At 74.7% G+C, this 25,499-nt stretch carries 27 protein-coding genes; 17 read left to right on the top strand and 10 right to left on the bottom strand.

The features are described 5' to 3' along the window. Positions 1-148 precede the first annotated feature (148 nt). Positions 149-337 (bottom strand): hypothetical protein, encoded by a 189-nt coding sequence (locus tag SRB5_RS24575; RefSeq protein WP_153455584.1) that lies wholly within the window; start codon positions 335-337, stop codon positions 149-151. A 286-nt stretch (positions 338-623) separates the two neighbouring features. On the opposite strand from SRB5_RS24575, the gene SRB5_RS24570 reads away from it, so the two are divergent. Then, entirely contained in the window at positions 624-2,198 is a 1,575-nt protein-coding gene (locus SRB5_RS24570) for a bifunctional phosphatase PAP2/diacylglycerol kinase family protein (protein ID WP_153455643.1), read from the top strand. Positions 2,199-2,227: 29 nt separating this feature from the next. Here the strand turns inward: SRB5_RS24570 and SRB5_RS24565 are convergent, their stop codons facing one another. Further along, complete coding sequence (locus SRB5_RS24565; RefSeq protein WP_153455583.1) at positions 2,228-2,761, bottom strand: GNAT family N-acetyltransferase; 534 nt, start codon at positions 2,759-2,761, stop codon at positions 2,228-2,230. Positions 2,762-2,873: 112 nt separating this feature from the next. Between SRB5_RS24565 and SRB5_RS24560 the strand changes: the two genes are divergently transcribed. The 6 genes from SRB5_RS24560 to SRB5_RS24535 are packed head-to-tail and all read left to right on the top strand — an operon-like array spanning position 2,874 to position 7,376. Next, positions 2,874-3,176, top strand: coding sequence for an urease subunit gamma (locus SRB5_RS24560; protein ID WP_323378408.1), 303 nt, complete (start codon positions 2,874-2,876; stop codon positions 3,174-3,176). After that, entirely contained in the window at positions 3,173-3,484 is a 312-nt protein-coding gene (locus SRB5_RS24555) for an urease subunit beta (protein ID WP_153455582.1), read from the top strand. Before SRB5_RS24560 ends, SRB5_RS24555 begins: the two co-directional genes overlap by 4 nt. Continuing rightward, positions 3,477-5,186, top strand: a complete 1,710-nt coding sequence (locus SRB5_RS24550; protein WP_153455581.1) for an urease subunit alpha — start codon at positions 3,477-3,479, stop codon at positions 5,184-5,186. Before SRB5_RS24555 ends, SRB5_RS24550 begins: the two co-directional genes overlap by 8 nt. Beyond that, complete coding sequence (locus SRB5_RS24545; protein WP_153455580.1) at positions 5,186-5,869, top strand: urease accessory UreF family protein; 684 nt, start codon at positions 5,186-5,188, stop codon at positions 5,867-5,869. The genes SRB5_RS24550 and SRB5_RS24545 overlap by 1 nt, the downstream gene beginning before the upstream one ends. Before the next feature lie 17 nt (positions 5,870-5,886). After that, the gene (gene ureG, locus SRB5_RS24540) at positions 5,887-6,552 is read left to right on the top strand and encodes an urease accessory protein UreG (RefSeq protein ID WP_153455579.1); all 666 of its coding nucleotides are present in this window, start codon (positions 5,887-5,889) and stop codon (positions 6,550-6,552) included. After that, positions 6,543-7,376: an urease accessory protein UreD gene (locus SRB5_RS24535; RefSeq protein ID WP_323378407.1), complete on the top strand. Its 834-nt coding sequence runs from the start codon at positions 6,543-6,545 to the stop codon at positions 7,374-7,376. Before ureG ends, SRB5_RS24535 begins: the two co-directional genes overlap by 10 nt. Here the strand turns inward: SRB5_RS24535 and SRB5_RS24530 are convergent. After that, positions 7,261-8,019, bottom strand: a complete 759-nt coding sequence (locus SRB5_RS24530; protein WP_153455578.1) for a class I SAM-dependent methyltransferase — start codon at positions 8,017-8,019, stop codon at positions 7,261-7,263. The two genes, SRB5_RS24535 and SRB5_RS24530, sit on opposite strands and share 116 nt — an antisense overlap. Positions 8,020-8,169: 150 nt before the next feature. Here SRB5_RS24530 and SRB5_RS24525 point away from each other — a divergent pair, with 150 nt between their 5' ends. Then, positions 8,170-9,207 (top strand): M14 family zinc carboxypeptidase, encoded by a 1,038-nt coding sequence (locus SRB5_RS24525; protein ID WP_194293021.1) that lies wholly within the window; start codon positions 8,170-8,172, stop codon positions 9,205-9,207. A 119-nt stretch (positions 9,208-9,326) separates the two neighbouring features. Next, positions 9,327-10,301: a D-2-hydroxyacid dehydrogenase family protein gene (locus SRB5_RS24520; protein ID WP_323378406.1), complete on the top strand. Its 975-nt coding sequence runs from the start codon at positions 9,327-9,329 to the stop codon at positions 10,299-10,301. On the opposite strand, the gene SRB5_RS24515 is transcribed toward SRB5_RS24520, so the two are convergent. After that, positions 10,291-10,731 carry a nitroreductase family deazaflavin-dependent oxidoreductase gene (locus SRB5_RS24515; protein ID WP_153455576.1) on the bottom strand — a complete coding sequence of 147 codons (441 nt, stop codon included), beginning with the start codon at positions 10,729-10,731 and terminating at the stop codon, positions 10,291-10,293. The two genes, SRB5_RS24520 and SRB5_RS24515, sit on opposite strands and share 11 nt — an antisense overlap. Positions 10,732-10,843: 112 nt before the next feature. Here SRB5_RS24515 and SRB5_RS24510 point away from each other — a divergent pair, with 112 nt between their 5' ends. Beyond that, positions 10,844-11,317, top strand: coding sequence for a MarR family winged helix-turn-helix transcriptional regulator (locus SRB5_RS24510; protein WP_153455575.1), 474 nt, complete (start codon positions 10,844-10,846; stop codon positions 11,315-11,317). 1 nt (position 11,318) lies between these two features. Here the strand turns inward: SRB5_RS24510 and SRB5_RS24505 are convergent, their stop codons facing one another. Further along, positions 11,319-12,392: an ATP-dependent DNA ligase gene (locus SRB5_RS24505; RefSeq protein WP_153455574.1), complete on the bottom strand. Its 1,074-nt coding sequence runs from the start codon at positions 12,390-12,392 to the stop codon at positions 11,319-11,321. 48 nt (positions 12,393-12,440) lie between these two features. Between SRB5_RS24505 and ligD the strand changes: the two genes are divergently transcribed. Both ligD and SRB5_RS24495 read left to right on the top strand, forming a co-directional pair. Beyond that, positions 12,441-13,457, top strand: coding sequence for a non-homologous end-joining DNA ligase (ligD, locus tag SRB5_RS24500; protein WP_153455573.1), 1,017 nt, complete (start codon positions 12,441-12,443; stop codon positions 13,455-13,457). Positions 13,458-13,528: 71 nt separating this feature from the next. Then, entirely contained in the window at positions 13,529-14,404 is an 876-nt protein-coding gene (locus SRB5_RS24495; protein WP_153455572.1) for a Gfo/Idh/MocA family protein, read from the top strand. On the opposite strand, the gene SRB5_RS24490 is transcribed toward SRB5_RS24495, so the two are convergent. The 4 genes from SRB5_RS24490 to SRB5_RS24475 all read right to left on the bottom strand — a co-directional run bounded on the left by SRB5_RS24490 (position 14,394) and on the right by SRB5_RS24475 (position 17,187). Further along, a complete protein-coding gene (locus SRB5_RS24490) occupies positions 14,394-15,128 on the bottom strand; it encodes a Mut7-C RNAse domain-containing protein (RefSeq protein WP_153455571.1) in 735 nt (244 codons plus the stop codon). The two genes, SRB5_RS24495 and SRB5_RS24490, sit on opposite strands and share 11 nt — an antisense overlap. Positions 15,129-15,195: 67 nt before the next feature. Beyond that, positions 15,196-16,197: a DUF3048 domain-containing protein gene (locus tag SRB5_RS24485; protein WP_153455570.1), complete on the bottom strand. Its 1,002-nt coding sequence runs from the start codon at positions 16,195-16,197 to the stop codon at positions 15,196-15,198. Positions 16,198-16,300: 103 nt separating this feature from the next. Next, positions 16,301-16,648, bottom strand: a complete 348-nt coding sequence (locus SRB5_RS24480; protein ID WP_228390426.1) for a hypothetical protein — start codon at positions 16,646-16,648, stop codon at positions 16,301-16,303. Between the two features lie 47 nt (positions 16,649-16,695). Further along, positions 16,696-17,187, bottom strand: a complete 492-nt coding sequence (locus SRB5_RS24475; protein ID WP_153455569.1) for a phosphatase domain-containing protein — start codon at positions 17,185-17,187, stop codon at positions 16,696-16,698. 113 nt (positions 17,188-17,300) lie between these two features. Between SRB5_RS24475 and SRB5_RS24470 the strand changes: the two genes are divergently transcribed. The 4 genes from SRB5_RS24470 to SRB5_RS24455 are packed head-to-tail and all read left to right on the top strand — an operon-like array spanning position 17,301 to position 23,091. Beyond that, complete coding sequence (locus tag SRB5_RS24470; protein ID WP_323378405.1) at positions 17,301-18,182, top strand: DMT family transporter; 882 nt, start codon at positions 17,301-17,303, stop codon at positions 18,180-18,182. 56 nt (positions 18,183-18,238) lie between these two features. Continuing rightward, a complete protein-coding gene (locus SRB5_RS24465; RefSeq protein ID WP_153455568.1) occupies positions 18,239-19,342 on the top strand; it encodes a WD40/YVTN/BNR-like repeat-containing protein in 1,104 nt (367 codons plus the stop codon). Between the two features lie 23 nt (positions 19,343-19,365). Continuing rightward, a complete protein-coding gene (locus SRB5_RS24460; protein WP_153455567.1) occupies positions 19,366-19,665 on the top strand; it encodes a YciI family protein in 300 nt (99 codons plus the stop codon). Positions 19,666-19,713: 48 nt separating this feature from the next. Beyond that, positions 19,714-23,091: a hypothetical protein gene (locus SRB5_RS24455; protein ID WP_153455566.1), complete on the top strand. Its 3,378-nt coding sequence runs from the start codon at positions 19,714-19,716 to the stop codon at positions 23,089-23,091. A gap of 39 nt (positions 23,092-23,130) precedes the next feature. On the opposite strand, the gene SRB5_RS24450 is transcribed toward SRB5_RS24455, so the two are convergent. Continuing rightward, positions 23,131-24,306, bottom strand: coding sequence for a saccharopine dehydrogenase family protein (locus SRB5_RS24450; RefSeq protein WP_153455565.1), 1,176 nt, complete (start codon positions 24,304-24,306; stop codon positions 23,131-23,133). A gap of 186 nt (positions 24,307-24,492) precedes the next feature. Here SRB5_RS24450 and SRB5_RS24445 point away from each other — a divergent pair. Then, the coding region (locus tag SRB5_RS24445; protein ID WP_153455564.1) for a CaiB/BaiF CoA transferase family protein at positions 24,493-25,499 on the top strand (1,007 nt) is incomplete at its 3' end.

Raw genomic sequence — 25,499 nt, 5'->3', positions numbered from 1 at the left:
CGGGCCCGGTCGGGCGCGGGCGGGCGGTCGTGCCTCGGCGCCAGCCCGGATCGCTCCCGCGGGGCGTGCCTGCAGTCCGAAGCACTGTGTGCCGCCTGCCCGGATCGTGTCCCGTCAAACGGGAGGAGGGGGTCCGCCTGTGCCGGGGTCAAGATGCCGCCCTCTTCCCGGCGCCGGGCCACGCGACGCGGAGCCGGCCGGCGAGGGCGCGGGCCGGCGCGGTGCGGTCGGTGCTCCGGGCGCCGACGAGCGTCTCGAAGAGCCCGCGTGCCGCGAGCATCGCCTTGCGCAGCTCCTCCGTGTCCGCCGCGCGGGCGCCGCCGGCCAGGGCGTGCACCTGCCGGTAGACGTGTACGCGGCGGGGCTCGCGTACGGACAGGGCGGCGGACGCGGGATCGACCCCGGTGCGGGGCGGTCCAGCTGATGCGCGCCCGGGACATCGGTGATGTGCTGGAGACGCAGGACGGGCCGTTGTGGACGGCGTTGATCCGCTCACGGTCAGCTGTCACGCTGGCCGTACGCCCGAGCCGGTCACCGTCCGTCCGGACGCCCCGGTGCCGGACGCGGTGCGGCGGCTTCGGTTGTCGAAGGCGGAACAGCGGTCGGGATGGTGAGCGTCGGTGATGTGGCTCAGGAACAGGACCCGCGTCCGGCTCTCGCCGGCATCGGCGCTGCGGCCCCCCGTCCCGCGGGCGGGCCGTGACCGCACCGGCCGTACGGCGGCGACGGCACGCACCCTGGCCGGCTGGGACGAGGCCGTGTTCCGCGAAGTGGCCGCACGGCACTGGCCGGCCGCCGAACAGGTGCTGCCACGGTTGAGCCGGGGCGCCAACCACGGGCTGCTGTGGTTCGGCGTCGCCGCCGCCATGGCCGCCGTCGGAGGGCGGCCCGCCCGGCGGGCGGCGGCGCGCGGCGTGGCGTCCCTCGCGCTCGCCTCGGCGACCGTCAACACCGTGGTCAAGGGCGCCGCCCGGCGCCGGCGTCCGCTGCTGGACGCCGTGCCGCTCGTCCGGCGGCTGCACCGGCAGCCCGTCACCACGTCGTTCCCGTCGGGGCACGCGGCCTCCGCCGCCGCGTTCGCCGTGGGCGCCGCGCTGGAGTCCCGGCGCTGGGGCGCGACGCTCGCCCCCCTCGCCTGGTCGGTGGCGTTCTCCCGGATCTACACCGGCGTGCACTATCCGAGCGATGTGCTCGCCGGGCTGGCCCTCGGCTCCGGCGCCGCGTTCGCGGTCCGCGGGCTGGTCCCCACGCGCGCCCAGCTGGCCCCGCCCGCCCGGCCCCGTGCCGACGCCCCCGCGCTGCCGGGCGGGCGCGGGCTCACGGTGGTGCTGAACGACGCGGCGGGCGGCCGCGGGATCCCCGACCCCGTGGCGCGGATCCGCACCCTGCTGCCGCTGGCGGAGGTCGTCCCCCGGGAGGACGACGGCACCCCGCTCGCCGCGCTGCTGGACGACGCCGCCCGGGCGGCGGCGGACCGGGGCGGCGCGCTCGGTGTCCTCGGCGGCGACGGTACCGTCAACGCCGCCGCGCACGCGGCCGTCCGGCACCGGGTGCCCCTCGCGGTGTTCCCGGGCGGCACCCGCAACCACTTCGCGCACGACCTGGGCCTGGACAGCGTCACGGACACGTGCCGGGCGGTGACCGGCGGCGAGGCGGTGGCGGTGGACCTGGGGGTCTACACGTCGGACGGCGCCTCCCCCCGCCGCTTCGTCAACACCTTCAGCCTCGGCGCGTATCCGGACCTGGTCCGTGTCCGCGAGTCCTGGGCGCCGCACGTCGGATCATGGCCGGCGGGTGTGCTGGCGGCGCTGCGGGTGCTGCGCACCGGCGAGCCCACCGTCGTACGGATCAACGGCGAGCCGCGCCGGGTCTGGCTGCTCTTCGCCGGGAACTGCGTGTACCGCGGGGTGGGCGCCGTCCCGGTGCGCCGGTCCGACCTCGCCGACGGGCTGCTCGACGTACGGGTGGTGTACGCCGGTCGGCTGCCCCGCACCCGGCTGCTGCTCGCCGCCCTCACCGGCCCCGTGCGTTCGGCGCCCCTGCAGGCGTCCGCGCGGCTGCGGCGGCTGGAGCTCACCGGGCTGCGGCCGGGCGAGCTCCTCGCGTTCGACGGCGAGGTGGCGCGGGCGCCGGAGGCGCTCACGCTCACCAAGGCCAACGAGGCCCTGACGGCGTACCGCCCGTTCGAGGGTTCCTGACGACGTCTCGAACGGAAGCGGCGCTCCTCTCACCACACGTCCGCGTCCCGCCAGTCACACGTCAGCCTGCCGTAGAGATCCAGCGGCACCGACACCGGCAGCACGAACACGCACCCCTCCTCGTCCGGCGTGGCCTCGATCCCCCGCGGGGTCAGCGCCGACAGCCGGCCGCGCCACGGCCGCCAGCCCCGGGCCGCGTAGAACGGCAGGCCCGCGTCCGACGACGCGAGGGCGCCGAGGTCGTACGCGCCGCGCACCACCCCCTCCAGCGGGCGCATCAGCGCGCCGCCCACGCCGCGCCGCCGCCGGTCGGGGCGGACCCCGACCCCCTCGACGTAGCCCGTGCGCAGCGCCCGTCCGCCGTGCAGCAGCCGGCGCTGGACCACGGACGCGTGGCCGATCAGTTCGCCGTCCTCCGAGGCGAGCGCGTGGATGCCGCCGAGGGCGTGTTCCCAGTCGTGTTCCGTCAACTCGCCGTCGAACACGACCTCCAGCAGCCGCCGGGCGCCGGCGAGGACGGACGGTTCGAGTTCGCTCGTATGGGCGGTCCTCACGTCAATCATCCGAAGCATCCTTCCGTACGGCGTAACGCTCCCGAAAAACATCACGGCTAGCGTTCCACCCGCGACCCGTCCGCGTGGACGAGCGGAGCGGGGGCCGAGGTGAGGAGAGGTTGTGCGACTGACTCCCCATGAGCAGGAGCGGCTGCTGGTGCACGTGGCCGCGGACGTGGCCGGCAGACGCCGGGACAGAGGGCTGCGGCTGAACCATCCGGAGGCGGTGGCGCTCATCACCGTCCATCTGCTGGAAGGCGCCCGCGACGGCCGTACCGTCGCCGAACTGATGGCGTCCGGACGCACGGTCCTCACCCGTGAGGACGTACTGGAAGGGGTCCCCGAGATGATCCGCGACGTACAGGTCGAGGCCACCTTCCCGGACGGCACCAAGCTCGTCACTGTCCACGAGCCGATCGCATGATCCCCGGCGAGGTGCTGTACGCCGACGGCGCGATCCCGTTCAACGAGGGCCGCCCCGTGACCCGGCTGATCGTACGCAATACGGCCGACCGGCCCGTCCAGGTCGGCTCCCATTACCACTTCGCCGAGGCGAACCCCGGCCTCGAGTTCGACCGGGCGGCCGCCCGGGGGCTGCGGCTGGACATCGCGGCCGGGACGGCGGTGCGTTTCGAACCGGGCATCCCCGTCGAGGTCGCGCTCGTCCCGCTCGCCGGACGGCGGTCCGTGCCCGGGCTGCGCGGGGAGATTGGGGGAGGGCTCGATGGCTGAGCTGAGCCGGCAGGCGTACGGCGATCTCTTCGGCCCCACGACCGGCGACCGGATCCGGCTCGCCGACACCGATCTGCTGATCGAGATCGAGGAGGACCGCTGCGGCGGCCCCGGACGCGCCGGTGACGAGGCGGTGTTCGGCGGCGGCAAGGTGATCCGCGAGTCGATGGGCCAGTCCCTGCGCACCCGCGCCGAGGGCGCCCCCGACACCGTGATCACGGGCGCGGTGATCCTCGACCACTGGGGCGTCGTCAAGGCGGACGTCGGCCTGCGCGACGGGCGGATCAGCGCCCTGGGCAAGGCCGGCAACCCCGACACCATGGACGGCGTCGACCCCGCGCTGGCCATCGGCCCGGAGACGGAGATCATCGCCGGCAACGGCCGTATCCTCACCGCCGGCGCCATCGATGCCCACGTGCACTTCATCTCGCCGCAACTCCTCGACGAGGCGCTGGCCGGCGGCATCACCACCGTCATCGGCGGCGGCACCGGCCCGGCGGAAGGCACGAAGGCGACGACCGTCACCCCCGGGGCCTGGCACCTCGAGCGGATGTTCGCCGCCCTGGAGAACTCCCCGGTGAACGTCGGACTCCTCGGCAAGGGCAGCACCGTCTCCCGGGAGGGCATGCTCGCCCAACTGCGCGGCGGAGCACTCGCGTTCAAGATCCACGAGGACTGGGGCGCCACCCCGGCCGCGATCGACGCCTGTCTGCGCGTGTGCGAGGAGACCGGCGCCCAGCTGTCCATCCACACGGACACCCTGAACGAGGCCGGTTTCGTCGGCGACACGCTCGCGGCCGTCGCGGGCCGCACCCTGCACGCGTACCACACGGAGGGCGCGGGCGGCGGGCACGCGCCCGACATCATCACCGTCGTTTCCGAGCCGTACGTTCTGCCCAGCTCCACCGACCCGACCCGCCCGCACACCGTGAACACCGTCGAGGAACACCTCGACATGCTGATGGTCTGCCACCACCTCAACCCCGCCGTGCCGGAGGACCTGGCGTTCGCCGAGTCCCGGATCCGGCCGTCGACCATCGCGGCGGAGGACGTTCTGCACGACCTCGGCGCCATCTCGATCATCTCCTCCGACTCCCAGGCCATGGGCCGGATCGGCGAGGTCGTCCTGCGGACCTGGCAGACCGCGCACGTGATGAAACGCCGCCGCGGCCCGCTCCCCGGCGACGGCCGGGCGGACAACCACCGGGCGCGTCGCTATGTCGCCAAATACACGATCAACCCGGCCGTGGCGCAGGGCATCGCTGGCGAGGTCGGCTCCGTCGAGCCCGGGAAGCTCGCGGACCTGGTGCTGTGGGAGCCGGCGTTCTTCGGCGTACGGCCGCATCTCGTCGTCAAGGGCGGGCAGATCGCGTACGCGCAGATGGGCGACGCCAACGCCTCCATCCCCACCCCGCAGCCGGTGCTCCCGCGGCCGATGTTCGGGTCGTACGGGCGGGCCCCGGCGGCGAACTCCGTCAACTTCGTGACGGAGCTGGCCCTGGAGGCGGGGTTCGCGACCGGCAAACGGGCCGTGGCGGCGGCCTCCACCCGGGGGCTGTCGAAGGCCGACATGCGGGAGAACGACGCGCTGCCGCGGGTCACCGTCGACCCCGACACCTTCACGGTGACGATCGACGGGGACGTGGTGGAGCCGGCGCCCGCCACGGAGCTGCCGATGGCGCAGCGGTACTTCCTCTTCTGATGGGCGGTGTTGCGCGCGCCGCCCTCCTGATCCTCGCCGACGGACGCTTCCCCGCCGGCGGCCACGCCCACTCCGGCGGCGCGGAGGAGGCCGTACGCGCCGGGCGGGTCCGGGACGCGGCGACGCTGCACGCCTACTGCGCCGGGCGCCTGGCGACCACCGGCCTCACCACCGCCGCCCTGGCCGCCGCGGCCTGCGCCGGCCTGGGCCTCGCCGCGCTGGACGAGGCCGCCGACGCCCGCACCCCGTCGCCGGCGCTGCGCGAGGTCAGCCGCCGCCTCGGGCGCCAGGCCCTGCGCGCCGCCCGCGCGGCCTGGCCCGGCCCCGACCTCGACGCCCTGGCCGCCGCCCACCCCCGCGGCGCCCACCAGCCCGTCGTCGTCGGTACGGCGGCGCGAGCGGCGGGGCTCACCCCCGTCGACGCCGCGCACGCCGTGGCGTACGAGGCGGTGTCGGGGCCGGCGTCGGCCGCCGTACGGCTGCTGAGCCTCGACCCCTTCGACGCGACGGCGGTGCTCGCCCGCCTCGCCCCGCAGCTCGACGCAGTCGCCGCGGACGCAGCGGCGTGTGCCGTACGGGCGGGCCGCGACGGGGTGGACGCGCTGCCCGCCGCCGCGAGCCCGTGGCTCGACATCGCCGCCGAACGCCACGCCGCGCGCCCGGTGCGGCTGTTCGGCTCCTGATCCGGGAGGGACCCCGTATGCATCTGGACCACCACCACGAGGACACGTTCCCCGAACGCCACACCTACGGCCCGCCCGGGCGGGCCCTGCGCATCGGGCTCGGCGGCCCCGTCGGCTCGGGCAAGACGGCGACCGTCGCCGCCCTGTGCCGCGAACTGCGCGACGAGTACTCGGTGGCCGTCATCACCAACGACATCTACACCCGCGAGGACGCCGAATACCTTCTGGCCCAGGCCGTACTGCCGCCCGAGCGGATCACCGCCGTCGAGACGGGCGCCTGCCCGCACACCGCGATCCGCGACGACATCTCCGCGAACCTCGAGGCGGCGGAGGAACTGGCCCGCGCGCTGCCGGACCTGGACCTCATCCTGATCGAATCCGGCGGCGACAACCTCACGGCCACCTTCTCCCGCGGCCTCGCCGACGCCCAGGTCTTCGTCATCGACGTCGCGGGCGGCGACGACATCCCCCGCAAGGGCGGCCCCGGCATCACCACCGCCGACCTCCTGGTCGTCAACAAGACCGACCTCGCCCCCTACGTCGGCGCCGACCTCGGCCGGATGGCCGCCGACGCCGCCGCCCAACGCGGCGACCACCCCGTCGCCTTCACCGCACTGACGGCCGAGGACGGCGTCCGCCCGGTCGCCGACTGGGTCCGCGGACGGCTGGCGCAGTGGGGCTGACGGCGCACGCCCGGATCACCGCGGCGCCCGACGCCCGGGGCAGCACGTCCCTGCCTCTGTTGGCGGGCGACGGCCCGCTCGCCCTGCGCCGGGTCCGCGCGTACGGGACGGAGGCCCGCGTCTGCCTGGTCGGCGCGATGAGCGCACCCCTGGGCGGCGACCACCTCGCGCTGACCGCCGCCGTCGAACCCGGCGCCCGGCTGACCCTCACCAGTGCCGCCGCCACGATCGCCCTGCCCGGCCGCACGGGCGCCCCCGCGTCGTACACGATCCGCATCACCGTCGGCGAGGACGCCGAACTCCACTGGCTGCCCGAACCACTGATCGCCGCCGCGGGCAGCCGACTGGACGTGATCACCCGGATCGACCTGGCCCCCGGCGCCCGGCTGCTGTACCGCGAGGAGCAGATCCTCGGCCGCACCGGCGAACCGCCCGGCAGCCTCACCTCCCGCCTCACCGTGCGCCACGCCGGCCGCCTGCTGCTGGACCAGCACACCGGCTTCGGCCCCGGCCACCCCGGCTGGGACGGCCCCGCCCAGCTCGCCGGACGCCGCGCGGTGGGGCAACTGCTGTCCACGGGACCGCCGGTGGAACCCGAGGGCGTCCGGGTCACCGAGGACGCCGTATCCGTACCCCTCGCCGGGGCGGGACGGCTCACGACGGCCGTGGCCGCCGACGGACTGGCGCTGCGCCGGCTGCTGACGGACCTCAGGCCGGACGCCGCGCCTCGAACAGCGTCCGCGAACTGTGCGCCACGAACGGCCCCTTCGCCTCGATCTCGGCATGCAGCTCCCGCAGCCGCGGCAGATACGCCTCCACCGTGAAGCCCGGCACCATCCAGATCACCTTGCGCAGGAAGTGCACCACCGCGCCGACGTCGAAGAACTCCATCCGCAGCCGCTCCGTCCGCAGCCGCACGATCTCCAGCCCCGCCGCCTCGGCCCGGGCCCGCTCGACCTCCGGCTCCCGCCCCGTACGGGGCTCGGCGCCGAGGAAGTAGTCGGTGACCTCGGCCGCGCTCGCGGGCCCCACATGCTGCGCGAAGTACGTACCGCCCGGCGCCAGCACCCGGGCGATCTCCGCGAAGTACGGCACCACCGGATGCCGGCTCACCACCAGATCGAACACCCCGTCCCCGAACGGCAGCGGCGGCTCCTCGGGGTCGGCGACCACGACGGTACCCAGCGGATGCAGCAGCGCCGACGCCTTGGCGACGTTGGGCGGCCACGCCTCCGTGGCCACGCACAGAGCCGGCCGCTTCGGCACCCCGGCGAGCACCTCGCCCCCGCCGGTCTGGATGTCCAGCGCGGCCCGCGCCACGGCCATCCGCTCGCCCATGGCCCGCTGATAGCCCCACGAGGGCCGCTCCTCGGTGGCCCGTCCCTCGAACCAGGAGAAGTCCCAGCCCTCGGTGGGAGCGGCGTCCGCCTCGGCGACCAATTCCTCGAACGTACGTCGATCAGTCATGCCGCCGATCATGACAGCCGGCGGCCGGAACAGCACCGGGTTAACGGCCCCGGGAAGTCGTGCCGTCAGGAGTCTTGCCGGTCGACGCACATGACCCCAGACTGCACCCCTGCATGCGCCATCACCGTCCTGCCCGAAAGGGAGACAGTCATGACCAGCAGATCGCACCGCGGCCTCCGCGCCCTCGCCCTCACCGCCGCCGTCCTCGCCGCCACGATCACCCCCGTCGCGGCCGAACCCGCCCAGAACCCCGGCGGCCCGTGCGTACAGCCGGACCAGAACGTCAGCCGCGCGAGCGTCGCCGGCTACGCCGACGTCGTCACCGAACTCGACCGCATCGAGCACACCTCCCACGGCGCCGTCACCGTCGCCTCCGCCGGCACTTCCGGCGAGGGCAGGCAGCTGCTGTACGCCACCGTCGGCACCGGCCCGAAGACGTTCTGGCTGCAGGCCCGGATCCACGGCGACGAACTCCACAGCACCGAGGCCGCCCTGCAGATCCTGCGCCATCTGGCCTCCGGCGACCCCGACGCCCGGCGCATCCGCGAGGCCCTCACCGTCGTCGTCATCCCCATGTACAACCCCGACGGCGCCGAGGCCAACATCCGCCAGAGCACCACCCCCACCCGTACCGACCTCAACCGCGACTGGGAGAACTTCGTCCAGCGCGAGTCCGTCGCCTTCTGGAAGCTGTGGCGCGCCACCCGGCCCGAACTGGCCCTCGACATGCACCACATGAGCCAGGCCCCCGTCGTCAACGGCACCGACGACCTCAACCAGTTCCAGATCGGCGCCCGCTCCATCGACCCCTCCCGGATGACCGCCGAACAGTGGCTCACCAACCGGCGGATGACGATGCGCAGCGCCGAGGCCATCGACCGGTACGGCCTCGCCAACGTCGCCCACTACCCGGTCATCGACATCACCAACGCCGCCCTCAGCCGCATGCTGATGAGCGGCACCGCCCCCGCCGGCGAACAGCCGGTGGCCGTCTCGCCGACGAAGGGCGCGATCTTCTACGAGGTCCGCTCCGTCGGCCAGAAGAGCAACGGCCAGCTGGAGAACCTCTTCCGCGTCCCCGCCCTCGCCGTGCTGAACGCCGTCGCCGACGGCACCCTCGGCGCGCAGGACGTGTCGGGCTACGGTGCGCTGCCGTTCGCCTCCGGGCAGGAGTGCGGCGCCCACTGACGGGCCGCGCGGGTCCCCGGGGCGGCGCCGTCCCGGGGACCTCGGCGGTTTCGCCACCCCGTCGGCCTTCTCTGCGTACCATCGGCGGCATCGCCGACGACGCACCACGGGGAGGAACGGTGAAACTGCGCTGCGCGGTCCTGGACGACCACCAGGGCGTGGCGCTGGGGCTGGGGGACTGGTCCCGGATCGCCGAGCAGGTCGACGTACGGGCGCTGCACCATCATCTGGGCGGTGAGTCCGCGGTCGCGGACGCCGTCGGGGACTGCGAGATCGTCGTCATCATGCGGGAGCGCACCCCGTTCCCGGCCACGCTGTTCGCCCGGCTGCCGCGGCTGCGGCTGCTGATCACCTCGGGGATGCGCAACGCCTCCGTGGATCTGGCCGCGGCCGCCCGGCACGGCGTTACCGTCTGCGGGACGTCCAGCAACTCCGAGCCGCCGGCCGAGCTGACCTGGGCGCTGATCCTGGGCCTCGCCCGGCACGTCGTACCGGAGGCCGGGGCGCTGCGGTCCGGCGGGCGGTGGCAGTCCACGCTCGGCACGGATTTGTACGGGCGGCGGCTCGGCGTGATCGGTCTGGGGAAGATCGGCACCCAGGTGGCCCGGGTCGGACAGGCGTTCGGCATGGAGGTCGCCGCCTGGTCGCCGAATCTCACCGAGGAGCGGGCCGCCGAGGCCGGCGTGGAGCTCGCCGCCTCGAAGGAGGCCCTGCTGGCGGCGGCCGACTTCGTCACCCTCCATCTGGTCCTCGGCGAGCACACCCGCGGCCTCCTCGGCGAGGCGGAGCTCAAGCAGATGCGGCCCACGGCGTATCTGGTGAACACCTCCCGCGCCGGGCTGATCGACCAGGACGCCCTGCTGAAGGCCCTCGGCGAAGGCTGGATCGCCGGCGCCGCCGCCGACGTCTTCGACGAGGAACCCCTCCCGCCGGCCCACCCCCTGCGCACCGCGCCGAACTTCCTGGGCCTGCCCCATCTGGGCTACGTCACCCGGCGCAACTACGACGGCTACTTCCAGCAGGCCGTACAGGACATCGAGGCGTTCCTCGCCGGCGAGCCGGTCCGCACCCTCGGCCGACCCGCTACGGGGTGAACTCGGTGAGGACGAACACCGGGATCTCCCGGTCCGTCTGCGCCTGGTACGCGGCGTACTGGGGGAACGCCGCCACCGCCCGCTCCCACCAGCGCGCCCGCTCCTCGCCCGTCACCAGCCGCGCCCGGTAGTCCTTCTTCACCGGGCCGTCCTGCAGCTCGACGTGCGGGTTCGCCGTCACGTTGTGATACCACGCCGGATGCGCCGGATCGCCGCCCTTCGAGCCGACCACGGCGTACTCGCCGTTGTGCTCCACCCGCATCAGCGGGTTCTTCCGCAGCTTCCCGCTCTTCGCCCCGACGCTCGTCAGGACCACGACGGGCAGCCCCTGCAGCGTCGTCCCCTCCGTCCCGCCCGAGCTCTCGTACAGCTGCGCCTGCTTGGCCGCCCAGTCCCAGGACCCGGGCTCGTACTCTCCGTTGAGTGGCATGCCAGGCCAAACGACCATCACGGCACTGGTGTTCCCCCCGGCCGGGGACGTTCACCCGTTCGGGCGTGAGAGTCAATAGTGGGTGACGCCAACGATTGTTAGGCTTCGCCCCATGACTTCGAGCCCCGACCAGGTTCCCGAGCGGCTGGTGTCCCTGTGCAGCTGGCTGATCAAGGAGATCGGCGTGCACGCCGCGCGGTTGTCGCACGAGGCCTTCGCGGCCGCGTCGGCCCGCCCGTACTGGTATCCCCTGCTCGCCGCCCTCGAGGAGTTCGGGCCGTCGAGCCAGGCGGTCCTCGGCCGGCGCTGCGGGATCGACCGCAGCGACGTCGTCGCCGCCGTCAACGGGCTGGTGGACGCGGCGTACGTCGAGCGCACCGCCGACCCCGTCGACCGCAGGCGCAACGTCATCACGATCACCACGGCGGGCCGCGCGGAACTGGGGCGGCTCGACGAGGGCCTCGGGTCGGTGCAGGAGTCCCTCCTGGCGCCCCTCACCGGGCCCGAGCGCGACCAGCTGAGAGGGATGCTGCGCCGGGTCCTGACCCAGCTGGCGCCGGACCGGCGGCTGTCCGCGGAGGGTTAGCTCAGTCCCCGGAGGGCCCCAGCACCTCCGCCAGGTCGTACGACACCGGCTCCTCCAGCTGGTCGAACGTGCAGCTCTCCGGCTCCCGGTCCGGGCGCCAGCGGCGCCACTGGGCCGTGTGCCGGAAGCGCTGCCCGTTCTCCATGTGGTCGTACGCCACCTCCAGCACCCGCTCCGGGCGCAGCGGCACCCACGACAGGTCCTTCTGCCCGCTCCACCGGCTGGGCGCGCCCGGCAGCCGGTCCGACACGTGGGCCTCCTCCTTCGCCCAGTCGGCCCACGGATGCTCCTCGACGGAGTCCATCCGCAGCGGCTCCAGCTCGGCGACGAGCTCCTCCCGGCGCTTCATGGGGAACGCCGCGCAGACGCCGACGTGCTGGAGCCGCCCGGCGTCGTCGTACAGCCCGAGCAGCATCGAGCCGAGCACCGGACCGCTCTTGTGCCATCGGAAGCCCGCCAGCACCACGTCCGCCGTCCGCTCGTGCTTCACCTTCGTCATCAGCCGCTCGTTCGGCCGGTACCGCAGATCGAGCGGCTTGGCGACCACCCCGTCCAGCCCCGCCCCCTCGTACTGCTCGAACCACCCCTGCGCCACCTCGATGTCCGTCGTCGCGGGCGCCAGATGTACCGGCGGCCGCGCCTTCGCCAGCGCCCGCTCCAGCGCCGCGCGGCGCTCCGTGAGCGGCCGGTCCATCAGCGAGTCGTCGCCCAGCGCCAGCACGTCGAACGCGACGAAGCTCGCGGGCGTCGTCCCGGCGAGCAGCTTCACCCGGGAGGCCGCCGGATGGATCCGTTCCGTTATGGCGTCGAAGTCCAGCCGCCCGTCGCGCACGATGACGATCTCGCCGTCCACCACGATCCGGTCCGGGAGATTCGCCTTCAGCGCCTCCACCAGCTCCGGCAGATAGCGCGTCAGCGGCTTGCCCGTACGGCTGCCGATCTCCAGCTCGTCGCCGTCGCGGTACACGATCGCGCGAAAACCGTCCCACTTGGCCTCGTACTGCATGCCCGGCGGGATCTTCTTCGCCGACTTGGCCAGCATGGGCTTGACGGGGGGCATCACCGGGAGGTCCATGCGCCGATTATGAGGCGGAGTACGGACAATCGCCCTAACCTGTGCCGCATGGGTGCGGCGACGGAACTCCGAGCGGGTGAACGAACGGTCCGGCTGTCCAGCCCGGACAAGATCTACTTTCCGGAGAAGGGCTACACCAAGCTCGACCTCGCGCAGTACTACCTGTCCGTCGGCGACGGAATTCTCCGCGCGCTGCGGAACAGACCGACCACCCTGGAGCGTTATCCGGACGGGGTGACGGGAGAATCGTTCTTCCAGAAGCGCGCTCAGAAGAACACTCCCGACTGGATCCCGACCGCCCGTGTCACCTTCCCCAGCGGGCGGCGCGCCGACGAGATCTGCCCCACCGAACTGGCGGCCGTCATCTGGGCGGCCCAGTTCGGGACCATCACCTTCCATCCCTGGCCGGTCCGGGCCACCCATGTGGACCACCCCGACGAACTGCGGATCGACCTCGACCCCCAGCCCGGGACGGACTTCCGCGACGCGGCCCGCGCCGCGCACGAGCTGAGGGCCGTCCTGGAGGAGGCCGGGCTCCGGGGCTGGCCCAAGACCTCCGGCGGACGCGGCCTGCACGTCTTCGTGCCCATCGAACCGCGCTGGTCCTTCGTCCAGGTACGGCGCGCGGCGATCGCCGCCGGCCGCGAGCTGGAGCGCCGGATGCCCGACCGGGTGACGACCGCCTGGTGGAAGGAGGAACGCGGCGAACGGATCTTCGTCGACTACAACCAGACCGCCCGCGACCGCACCATCGCCTCCGCCTACTCCGTCCGCCCCGCCCCGCACGCCCCGGTCTCCGCACCCCTGCGCTGGGAGGAGGTCGACGACGTGATGCCCCGCGACTTCGACATCCGCACCATGACCACCCGCTACGCCGCGGAGGGCGACGTCCACGCGGGCATGGACGAACAGGCGTTCAGCCTGGAGGGGCTGCTGGAGCTGGCGGACCGGGACGAGAAGGACCGGGGCCTGGGGGATCTGCCGTATCCGCCGGACCACCCGAAGATGGCGGGGGAGCCGAAGCGGGTGCAGCCGAGCCGGGCGAAGAAGCCGGACGCGGACTGAGGGTCCCCGCCCGGAGCGGGCGTCCCGAGGTGATCCGGATAGGCTCTGCCCCAGGCGAAGGGAGAGTTCGGATGCGGTTCGGACTGCTGGGAACGGGCCCGTGGGCCGGGATCACGCACGGGCCCGCGCTGGCGGCGCACCCCGGGGCGGAGCTCGTCGGGGTGTGGGGGCGCAGGCCGGAGGCCGCCGAGCAGTTGGCCCGTACACTCGCCACCCGGCCCTACGCGGAAGCCGACGCCCTCATCCGTGACGTCGACGCCGTCGCCGTGGCCCTTCCGCCGGACATCCAGGCCCCCCTCGCCGTACGGGCCGCGCGGGCCGGGAAGCACCTGCTGCTCGACAAGCCGGTCGCCACCACGCCCGAGCTCGCCCGCGAGGTCGAGGCGGCGGCCGCCGGCGTGGCGTCCGTCGTCTTCTTCACCCTCCGCTTCGCCGACGCCTCCGGCGCCTGGGTCGACGGACGGGCCGCGGAGGGCGGCTGGCTGCACGGGCGGGCCGACTGGTTCTCGCCCGTGTTCGGCGGCGCCGACAGCCCGTACGCCGCCTCCCCCTGGCGCAAGGAGAAGGGCGCCCTGTGGGACGTGGGCCCGCACGCCCTGTCCGTGCTGCTGCCGGTGCTCGGTGACGCCGAGGAGGTCCACGCCGTGCGCGGGCCCGGCGACGCGGTCCACCTCACCCTGCGGCACGCGGGCGGTGCGCTGTCCACCGCGACGCTCACCATGTCCGTGCCGCCCGAGGCGTCGGGCGTCGCCGTGGAGCTGCGCGGGCGGGCCGGGTTCGCCGAGCTGCCGGGACGGGACGAGGCCGGGCCCGTGGCCGCGTACGGGCGGGCCGTCGACGCCCTGCTGGAGGCCGTCCGCACCGGGACGGCCCACCCCTGCGACGTGCGCTTCGCCCGGCGGGTCACCGAGATCCTGGCGACCGCCGAAGGACGGCTCAGCCTCTGAGCTCCTCGGGCGTCCGCGCCGCCACCACGGTGCGCTCGGCCTCGGCCACCACGGCCTCGAGGTGCGCGTGGTGGGCGCCGCGCCAGTACACCTGGTCGCAGTCCCGGCAGCGGGCGAAGACGTCCTGCGTACGCCGGGTGCCGTCGGCCAGACGGCCTGCGACGTCCTCCTTCGCGGCGGGCTCCAGCACCCCGTTGCAGGCGGTGCAGCGCGTCCACGGCCGCAGGGCCGGGGCGAAGCGCCGCAGTACGTCGTCGAGCTGGGCGTCGGCCTTCGTGCCCCGGACGTAGGCGCCGCACCAGAGGTTCTTGCGGCGCAGCAGACCCCGGTCCTGCGTGAGCAGCACCCGGTGCTCGGCGTTGGCCTGGACGACGAGCTCGGGGTCGTCCATGTCGTTGTGGTACGCCGTGTCGAGGCCGATCAGCCGCAGCCGCCGGGCGAGCGATCCGAAGTGCACGTCGAGCAGGAACCTCAGCGGTCCGTCCGGCTGCTGCGGCCGGGCCACCGGCCGCACGTCCACCGTCCCGCCGCCGGCGGGGATCCGGGAGAACGGCACGTCCGCGCCGTCCAGCAGCAGCCCGCCGACCTCGGTCAGCGGTACGCCGAGGGCCTCGACGACATGCCCGAGGGTCGACGTCCCGTCGGGGGCCGCGTCGGCGGCGCCGCCGGCCCGGTACTGCGGGGCGAGGAAGAAACGCAGCTCAGCAGGGAAACGAACATGCAACGGGCGGTTTGTGTCCACGGGTTCAGCATGCCATCGGGGGCCCGCCGGGCGGATCGAATATCGGCGGCTACGCCTTCGGCACGTACACGACCCAGATCTGGCCCTCCGGGAACGTCATCGTCTCGCCCGACGGCGTGGTGAACTCCGTCAGATCCCCGGCCGTCTCCCGCGACCAGCGCGCGTCGTACGCTTTGCCGTCGCGCAGAACGGTCGCCTTGCCGGTGCCGACCGTGTCGGTGAACGGGGAGTTGTTGCCCCAGCGGTCGCCGAACGAGCCCTTGCGGATGTCGACTTCCTGGACGATCACCGACGCCGGCGCGAGGGGGGAGCCGTCGGCAAGGGTGCCGGGGCGGCCGTCCATCGAGACGAGCCAGCGCAGCCGGGTCGCCGACCAGTCGAACCGGTAGCGGGCCGCCGGGAAGCGCACCTCGCGGCTCGTCTGCGCCGTACCGCCGGCCGGGGCCGGGCCGCGTTCGAAGCCCAGGTTCTGCGGGGTGGCCAGCTCCGGGGCCTTGTCGAGGACGTCATCCGTGCGCAGGTAGAGGTTGTGCGGGACGGGGCGGTCCGTGCCGCGGAAGTACATGCCCGGGAAGTCGTCCGCCGACATGGCCCGCAGCGGGGCGTCGCGGATGAACGGCTTGAGCTTGCCCTGCGCGCCGGAGTACGCGAGCACCGGGTCGTCGAACTGCTTCAGCAGCTCCAGATCCGTCTCGCGGGCGCTGCGTACGGGGCCGACGACGTCGGGCAGCCTGGAGGAGAAGACGGCCATGAAGCGGGTGATGCCCGCCTCGACCCGCTCGACGTAGATCACGTCCGCCGCGTCCAGACCCGTGTGCGGGCGGGCCGGCGCGGCGTTGTCTATCTTGACGGCCAGCACCGGGCCGGGCCGGGCCGGCCGGGCCTGCTGGGTGGACGCGCTCGGGGAGGGCGTGGGGGAGGCGCTGGGGCTGGGCGCGGGCGGTGTCGTACGGGCGTTCGGCGGGTCGTCGCGGAGCTGGATGACGACCACGACCGCGATCAGGGCGGTGACGACCAGCCCGGCAGCCGTGGCCTTTGGTTTGCCGGCCATGTGTCCCCCTGCTCCTCATGCCGACGGCAAGCGCTGTCGGTGCTGCTGTCCAGCATCCCTCACCAGGGGTAAAGAGGAGGGAAAGAGATCATCCGGGGGACGGTCAGCGCAGCAGCGGGTCCACGGCGACCACCAGGACAACGGCCGCCGCCAGCACCGCCATCGCCACCCGGGTGCGGCCGATGCGGCTGAGCATGATGGCGGTCCCGGAGATCGTCAGTGCCGCCCCGTACAGGCCGAGGGTCACCAGTGAGGGCTGGCGGCTGAGCTGGAGCACCATCCCGACGCCCACCGCGAGCATGGCGACGCCCGCGGTGATCGCCCGGACCCGCCGGGCCTGCCGCGGCGTCAGCCCTCCGGTGCGCCGTACGACGGTGCCGTCCGTGGTGGGCTCGTGCACGGCGGTGTCCGGTTCAGCGGTGCCGGGATCTGCGGTGCCGGGAGACGTCATGCGAGGAGGGTAGTCCCTGCCCCGGCCCGCGGGGAGTTGGGGCCCGCCTACGTCCGGCCCTCGGATTCCTGGGCCTTGGCGAGGGTGGCGTTCGCGGGCATCCAGTCGGCTCGTACGACCGTGAATCCCGCCTTCTCGTACACCTCGCAGACCTCGGTGTCGTCGTCCACCACCACGGCGATCTCACGGTCCCGGGCGAGCGCGCGCAGCCGTTCGAGCTTGGCGACCCGGGCGGGGCGGAAGTCGCGGGCGGCGCGCATCCACAGCGGGCCGCCGACGGGCAGCCCCTGGGCTTTCAGCCACCGCACGGTGGCCCGCCGGCAGTGCTCCGGCCGCCCGGTGACGTACCCGACCTCGCACCGCGCCGCCCACTCCTTGGCCAGCGCGATCCCCTCCGCGAGCGGCGGATCCTCCCCGGCGGCCCGGAAGAACGCCTTCCAGTCCTTCGGCGTCCGCTCGACGTAGTGCAGCCGGTGCCGGGTGTCGGACAGCGTCCCGTCGAGGTCGAACAGGGCGAGGGCGGGCGGATCGTCGTTCATGTCCGGCACCCTAACGGCCCGCGGGGCGCAGCCGCGGCGGCGAACCGTGCCGCCCCCCGACGGCTTGGCCGACACCGGTCGCTCCCCGGGGCCGGGGCCGATAGCGTGGCTGTGTGCTGGTCATACTCTCCGCCGTCGGTGCCGCCTGTTGTCTGGGCGCCGGATTCGTGCTGCAGCAGCGCGCCGCCCAGCGCGCACCGCTCAGCGACTTCCTGTCGCTGCGGCTCCTGCTCGACCTCACGCGCATGCCCCAGTGGCGGGCGGGCATCGCCCTGATGGTCGCCGGTCTGGTGCTGGGCACCTTCGCGCTCGCGCACGGGGAGATCACCCTCGTGGCGCCGCTCACCGCGACGAACCTGCTCTTCGCCCTCGCCCTCTCCCGCCGCCTTACCGGCCAGAAGCTCGGCCGGCACGGCTGGTCGGGTGCCGTGCTGCTCGCGCTGGGGGTGACGGCGTTCATCGTCGCCGGGGAGCCCTCCGGCGGGGGGCAGTACGCCGGGCCGCTGCGGCACTGGACGGTGTTCGGGGTGGTCGCCGGGCTGGCGCTGGTGCTGACGGTGTGCGGGCGGCGGGCGCGGCCGTCCGTCGAGGCGACGCTGCTGGCGCTGGCCGCCGGGCTGCTGTACGGGCTGCAGGACGCCCTCACCCGGACGTCCGCGACCTTCGCCGAGGCCCACGGGGTGACGGCGCTGGCCGCGCAGTGGCAGCCGTACGCGGTGGCGGGGCTCGGGGTGGCGGGGCTGGTGCTGGTGCAGAGCGCCTTCGAGACGGCGCCCCTGCGGTCGTCCCTGCCCGCGCTGACGGCCGCCCAGCCGCTCGCCGGGATCGCCTGCGGCGTCGGCTTCATGGGCGACCGGGTGCGGCTCACCACCGGCGCGCTGGCCTGGGAGGCGGCGGGGCTGGCGGCGATCGTCGCCGGGGTGGTGCTGCTGGGGCGGCATCCGGCGCTGCCGTCGGCGAGCGCGGAGGAGCGCCGGGCGCTCATGTCGGCATGAGCCAGGGCACGTTGCGCTCTCCCCTCCGGCGCGGCGGGCTGCTAGCTTCCTGGCCCATGAGACTGCGGGGAACACTGAGGCGTACAGCGACGGTCGGGCTCTTCGCGGCAGCCCTGGCCGGCGCGGGTCTGCAGACGGGCGCCGCGGGCGCCGAGCCGCGCGCCACGGAGAGCGGACCGCACGGCGGCCTGCACGGCACCGCCTGGGACCTCAGGCCCACCGGAAGCACCGCCCGGCTGCGCGGCCTGTCCGCCGTCAGCCGTACCACCGCCTGGGCCTCCGGCTCGGGCGGCACCGTACTGCGCACCACGGACGGCGGCGCGACGTGGGCGAGTGTCGGTCCGCCCGGGACGGAGGCGCTGGAGTTCCGCGACATCGAGGCGTTCGACGCCAAGCGGGCCGTCGCCCTCTCCATCGGCACCGGCGAGGACTCCCGTGTCTACCGTACGGACGACGGCGGCCGGTCCTGGACGGAGACCTTCCGCAGCGATCACCCCGCCACCTTCTACGACTGCATGACGTTCTTCGACGCCCGTAACGGACTCGCCCTCAGCGACCCCGTCGACGGCAAGTTCCGCCTCGTGTCGACGTCCGACGGCGGCCGCCACTGGAACGTGCTTCCCTCCGACGGCATGCCCGCCGCCCTCCCCGGCGAGTTCGCGTTCGCCGCCAGCGGCCAGTGCCTCACCTCCGCGGGCCGCTCCGACGCCTGGATCGCCACCGGCGGCGGTGCCACCGCCCGCGTCCTGCACTCCACGGACCGCGGCCGCACCTGGACGGCCACCGAATCGACGCTCCCCACCGGCGAGGCCGCCGGGGTGTTCGCCCTCGCGTTCCGCGACCGCGCGCACGGCATCGCCGTCGGCGGCGACTTCAACCCCGGCGCCCCCTCCCCGCGGGCCGCCGCCCGCTCCACGGACGGCGGCGCGTCGTGGACGCAGGCGAACCAGCCGCCGCCCGCGTACCGCTCCGGCGTCGTCTGGCTGCCGTCCAGCGCGCGCACGGCGATCGCCGTCGGCCCCACGGGCACGGACGTCACGACCGACGCCGGCCGCACCTGGCAGCCCTTCGACACCGGCTCGTACGACACCGTCGACTGCGCCACCCGCGCCGGCTGCTGGGCGGCGGGGGAGCAGGGGAGGGTCGCACGGCTGCGGTGACCGGCCGTGCGTAGAGTGCGGGCATGTTCGTACTCGACCTCTCCTACACCGCCCCCGTCGACCGCGTCGACGCCCTGCTCGACGCCCATGTCGCCTGGCTGAGCAAGCTCTACGAGGACGGCGTCGCCCTCGCCTCGGGCCGCAAGGACCCGCGCGAGGGCGGCGTCGTCATCGCCGCCGGCCTCCCCCGCGCCGAGATCGAGGCCCTCGTCGCCCAGGACCCGTTCGTCACGGCCGGCGTCGCCCAGTACAAGATCACCGAGTTCCTCGCCACCAAGACGGCCCCCGCCCTCGCCGACTACCGCCAGGAGCTGCCCCACTAGCGGAAAAACCGGCGGCGTCGGCAAGGACCGGCGAGGAGAATCCCCCGCATGTCCCAGCGCACCGAACAGCTCCTCGCCGCCACCGACCGGCTCTCCCACCCCGAGCGCATGCGCGAACTCGCCCGCGCCGTACGGGCCGCCGCGGCCGACGGCGGACTCGACGAGCTGCTCAGCGGCCTCGCCGCGCACGGCACCTACGGCCGCCGTCTCGCCGCCACCGCCGCCGGGATCGCCCGCCACGACGCCCACCTCGAGGCGTGCCTCGCCGACCCCGACGCCATCGTCCGGGCTCCCGCGCTGCGTGCCCTGCGCCAGGGCCGCATCGCCGACGACGCCGTGACCGCCGCCCTGCGCGACGCCCCCGCCGAAGCCCGCCGCCGCCTCGTACGCACCATCGCGGTCGCCGGCCGTACGGCGCTGGCCGAGTCCCTGATCGAACCGATGCTGGAACGCTGGGGCCCGGACGAGGCGGCCGGACTCCTGCCCGCCTGCACCGGTGAAACCGTCGTCCGCCTGCTGCCCCGGCTGCTGCGCGGGGTGTCCTCCTTCCCGCTGCTCGCCCGCCGCCACCCCGGCCCGCTGCTCGCCGAGCTCGTACGAACCCTCGAGGACACCTCCCCCGGCGTACGCGACGCCTGGCTCCTCTCGCGCGGCGACGCCCTCGCCGCCCTCACCGACCACGATCCGCTCGGCGTGCTGACTGTCCTCGAGACGTACGAGGTGCTGCCGTGGCAGGTCTACGGCCGGCTGCGCCTGCTCGTCGAGGCCGACCCCGGCCGCACCGTCCGGCTGCTGCTGCGCCCGCGGCTGCGCCCCGAGCTGGAGCGCCGCGGCCTCGAACCGGCCGTCCTGCGCCGCCTCGTACGCCACGACCCGCCCGAACTGACCGACCTGGCCCAGGCCCTGGCCGCCCGCCCCGTTGCCCTCGCCGCCCTGCTGAAGCAGCTCCCGCCCGCCCGCCGCCCCGCGCTCCTGGACGCCGCGACCGCCGGCCAGGACCTCACGCACACCATGCTCGACCCCGCGCTGCTCGACGTACTCCCGCACCGACGGCGCATCGCCGAGGCCCGCCGGATGACCGACCAGGCGCGGGCGTCCGGCGCCCACTGGACCGTCGTCCTGCGCGCCGCCGCCCATCTGCCCCCGGCGGAGGTACGCGACGAACTCCTCGCCGCCGTCAGCCGCTCCGACGCCGACGACCGCGCCCAGGCGTACCCCCTCCTCGTCCGCAACGCCGCCCTCACCCGCGACCCCGGGGCGGTCGCCGTCCTGCTGACCGACCTGCAGCGGCTGCGCAACGAACAGGACCCCGTCCGCTCCGCCGCCCTGCAGGCCCTCACCCACGTCCCCGCGGCGTGCTTTACCGCGGCCTCCGCCGAGCCGCTCACCCGGATCGCGACGGACGCCGTCGAGGCCCGCGACTCCTCCTGGGCCACCCGCCGGGCGGTACGCACCCTCGCCCTCGCCGTCCTGCGCGAACACGCCGCTGGCGGCGGCCGGGAACTCATCGGCTGGTCCCTCGACACCCTCACCGGACTCACCGGCCACAGCGGCGGCGTCGACATCGGCCGCCTGGACACCGCCCTGCGCCACGGCCAGGAACACGACGTGGTCGCCGCCCTGCGCCCCTGGCTGGAGGCGGGCGCCGACAAGGCCGACCACGCGCTGACCTTCGCACTCGTCCGGGCACTGGGCCGCCGCGCGTGGCGGATGCCGGAACTCCAGGACCTCCTCTGGCAGGCCGTCCAGTACGGCAGCGACGCCACCGTCCGCACCGCCGTCGGCCTGTGGCTCGAGCAGCCGCGGGGACGCGACGAACGCGTCGGGCGGATCGTCGCCCTCGAATCGTCCGCCGCCGTGCTGCCCCCGGTGCTGGACGTCCTCGTCAGACGACGCACCGACCTGCTCGACCCGGCGCTCGCCCCCACCCCGCCCTACGGACGCTTCCTGACGGCCGGCAGCCACTGGACGCCCCCCTCGTACTACGCCTACCGCTGGACACCGCGCCAGCACCGGGCCGCCGCCGCCCTGTACGCCCGCACGGCCGGCGGCGCGGGACACGTCGCGCATCTGCGCACCGGCGCCATCTGGAGCGCCGCCCGCATCCCCGACGCCGGCCTCGACGTCGTCCGCCGGTACGCCGGCTCACCCAGCATCCCCCTCGCGGAGGCGGCCCTCGGCGCGTTGCCGTGGACGGATCACCCGGCGGAGGTCCTCCCGCTGCTGCTGGAGCACGCCGGAGGGGACAGGGCCCGGGTCGCGGTGTACGCGGCGACGCGGGCGGCGCAGTACGTGGCGCCCTCGCGGCTGGGCGCCCAGCTGCGGGCGCTCACCGCGCCGTCCGACCCGCGGACGGTGAAGGTCACCAGCCGCAAGGAGGCCGTACGGCTCGCGGCCGTCCGGCTGCCCGCCGCCGAGGCGGCACGGCTGCTGCGGGAGGCGTTCGACGTCCCCGGGCAGCATCACGACGTCCGGGCGGCGTGCGTGGCGTTCGCCCGGGGGCTGCTCGGCGAACGGGCGGTGTGGCCGCTGCTGCGGGCCGCGGCGGAGGGCCGTATCGAGCTGCGCCGGGCCCTGGCGCGGGCCACGGTGTTCGAGGTGGACCCCGAGCACCGGCCCCGGTACGCGGCGCTGCTGCGGGCGGCGTGCGAACCCCGGGACCCGGACGTGGCGCAGGCGCTGTATCCGGTGCTGGTGGAGTGGGCGCCGTGGGACCCGGGGATGGCGCGGGTGCTGGCGGCGGACGTCACCGACCTCACGGACCGGTCGACGTGGGCGCTCGCGGCGGACAACCTCGTACGGATGCTGCCGGAGGAGGCCGACACGTACGCCGGCACCCTGACCGCGCTGCTGACGGCCGCCGCCGTCCAGCCGGACGCGCAACCGGAACGCGACCTGCCCGCCCGGCAGCGCATCGACCACCTCACCGGGGAGCTCGCGACCCGCTCCGTCCGGCTTGCGACGCCGATGCGTCCCGTCCTCCTGCGGACCAGCGAAATCCTCGCCGAACACGGACACCGGGACTTTGACACGGCCGCCGCGAGGATACGGCTGCACGCCCTCGACCTGGACGCCGACGCGGACACGCTGGTGTCCGGCCTGCGCGAGGTGCGACGGCTCTGCGGCGGACGCCCGGTGGCCGTGGCCGCGCTGACGCCCGCGCTCGACGCCCGGCTGCGGGGCGCGGGCAGTCCGGGGCGGACGGAGGCGCTGGGCGCGGCGGCGGACGCGCTGGCGCCGGGGGAGGGGCTGTTCGCGGTCGTCCTCACCGCGGTCGGCGGCGAGCGGTCGCGGTGGGCGCAGCCGTGGCGCGACCGGCTGCGGGGGCTGCGCGCCCACCCGGACCCGGACGTGCGGGCGGCCGCCCGCGAGCGCCTGACGGCCCGGGAGGCGCCCTGCGGCCCGGCGCGGGCGGTGCAGTGGTGACCGCCGGTGCCGCCTCCACCGGAGCCGTGACCACCGGGCCTACGGCGACGCCTCCACCACCCGGAACGTGATCCCCGCCCCCACCAGCCGCTCCGTCAGCGCCCCGCCCATCGCCGCCGCCGTCGTGGTCTGCCCGGCGGTGGGCGGCACGTCGTCGGACAGCAGGCACAGCGCCGACTCCGCGAGCATCTTCGCCGTCTCGTCGTACCCCGGATCCCCGCCCCGTACCTCCGTCACGACCCGCCGCCCGCCGCCCTCGCCGACGAAGCGCACGCAGAACCAGCTGCGCTCCCGCAGCTCCGGCGACGGCCCCGTCCCCGGTGCGAGCCGGGCCGACAGCCGCCGCCGCACCGGCGCCACCTGCGCCAGCGCGATCAGCGCCCCCACCCCGGCGACCCCGCCGACGGCGACGGGCAGCCGCTTGACCGCCGCGTAGTTCCGGTACCGGAATTCCGGCCCGTACCGTTCCAGCGCCACCGCCGACCGCCCGACGATCTGCGGGTCGATTGTCGCCAGCGGCACCGCCCAGCAGCCCACCTCACCGGCCCGCCGCGGCGTCCCCACCGGCGTACTGACCCGGCGTCCCTTCGGCCGCGGTTCCGCCGCCCGCCGGGCGCGCGCGGCGGACATCGTCTGACGGGCCCGGGAGAACGCCGTCAGCGCGGACGCGAACGTACCGCCGGAGGGACGCCCCCCGACCCGTACGAAACCGTCGACCGTCAGCGGCACGTGCTCCGGCAGCTGCTCGACGGTGAACCGCACGCCCAGGTCGTACGGGACGGAGTCGAAACCGCAGGCGTGGATGAGCCGCGCCCCCGTCTCCACCGCCCGGTCCTGATGGCGCAGCCACGTCAGATCGACGAACTCCGGCTCGCCGCACAGGTCGAGGTAGTCCGTCCCGGCCTCCGCGCAGGCGGCCACCAGCGGCCCCCCGTACACGATGTACGGGCCGACGGTCGTCGCCACGGCCCGCGTGCTCTCCGCCACCTTGCGCAGCGCGGCGGTGTCCGTGGCGTCGGCCTGCAGCAGCGGCAGCTCCGCCAGCTCGGGATGCTCCGCGGCGAGTTCCGTCCGTACCCGGCGCAGCTTGTCGAGGGTGCGGCCGGCGAGTGCCCAGCGCAGCGAGGGGGGAGCGTGGCGGGCGAGATACCCGGCGGTGAGCCGGCCGGTGAAACCGGTGGCGCCGAACAGGACGAGGTCGTGGTCGCGGGTCATCTGCTTGAGGGTAGGGCGGGCGGCCCCCGCCGTCGACGGACGCGCCGCCGTGTCCCGGCCCGGTGAATGTCGACAAGTCCTCACCGCGGGCGGTGTGGCGAAGCCGACCCTTGTGCCCGCTGGAACGTGTTCTTATCATCACCGGTGTTACACAATTGGTGTCACACCCGATTTTCAGGGGGTTCGATGGCGAGCGCAGGTCCGCTGGACGGTGTCCGGGTGGTGGAGCTCGCCGGAATCGGACCCGGTCCCTTCGCCGCGATGCTCCTCGCCGACCTCGGGGCCGACGTCGTACGCGTCGACCGTCCCGGCGGGGCGGGGCTGGGCGTCGCCCCGGAGCACGACCTGACCAACCGCAACAAGCGATCCGTCCTCCTCGACCTCAAGGACCCGCACGGGAAGGCCGCCGTCCTCGACCTCGTGGAGCGGGCCGACGTCCTGATCGAGGGCTACCGCCCCGGCGTCGCCGAGCGGCTGGGCGTCGGCCCCGACGACTGCCGCGCCCGCAACCCCCGGCTGGTGTACGGGCGGATGACCGGCTGGGGCCAGGACGGCCCCCTCGCGCCCACCGCCGGCCACGACATCGGCTACATCGCCGTCACCGGCGCCCTCGGCATGATCGGCCCCGCCGGCGGCCCGCCCGCGATCCCCGCCAACCTCCTCGGCGACTACGCCGGGGGCTCCCTCTACCTCGTCGTCGGCGTCCTCGCCGCCCTCCACCACGCCCGCGCGACCGGCGAGGGCCAGACCGTGGACGCCGCCATCGTGGACGGCACCGCGCATCTCACGTCGATGATCCACGCCATGCTCGGCGCCGGACACTGGCAGGACCGCCGCGGCTCCAACCTGCTCGACGGCGGCGCCCCGTTCTACGACGTGTACGAGACCGCCGACGGCGGCCACATGGCGGTCGGCGCGCTGGAGCCGCGGTTCTACGCCGAGTTCGTCCGCCTCATGGGCCTGGAGGACAAGGCTCCCGGCCAGGCGGATCTCGCCCGCTGGGACGAACTGCGCACCCTGATCGCCGACACCTTCCGCACCCGCACCCGCGACGAGTGGACCGAGGTCTTCGACGGCAGCGACGCCTGCGTCGCCCCCGTCCTCTCCCTGCGCGAGGCCCCCGCCCACCCGCACCTCGCCGCCCGCGGCACCTTCACCACGTACGACGGCGTCACCAGCCAGCTCACCGCAGC

It is taken from the genome of Streptomyces smaragdinus (genome assembly GCF_009604385.1).
Classification (GTDB): Bacteria; Actinomycetota; Actinomycetes; order Streptomycetales; family Streptomycetaceae; genus Streptomyces; species Streptomyces smaragdinus.
Note: the sequence above shows the minus strand (reverse complement) of the source record. Positions and strands in the feature narration are given on the sequence as shown.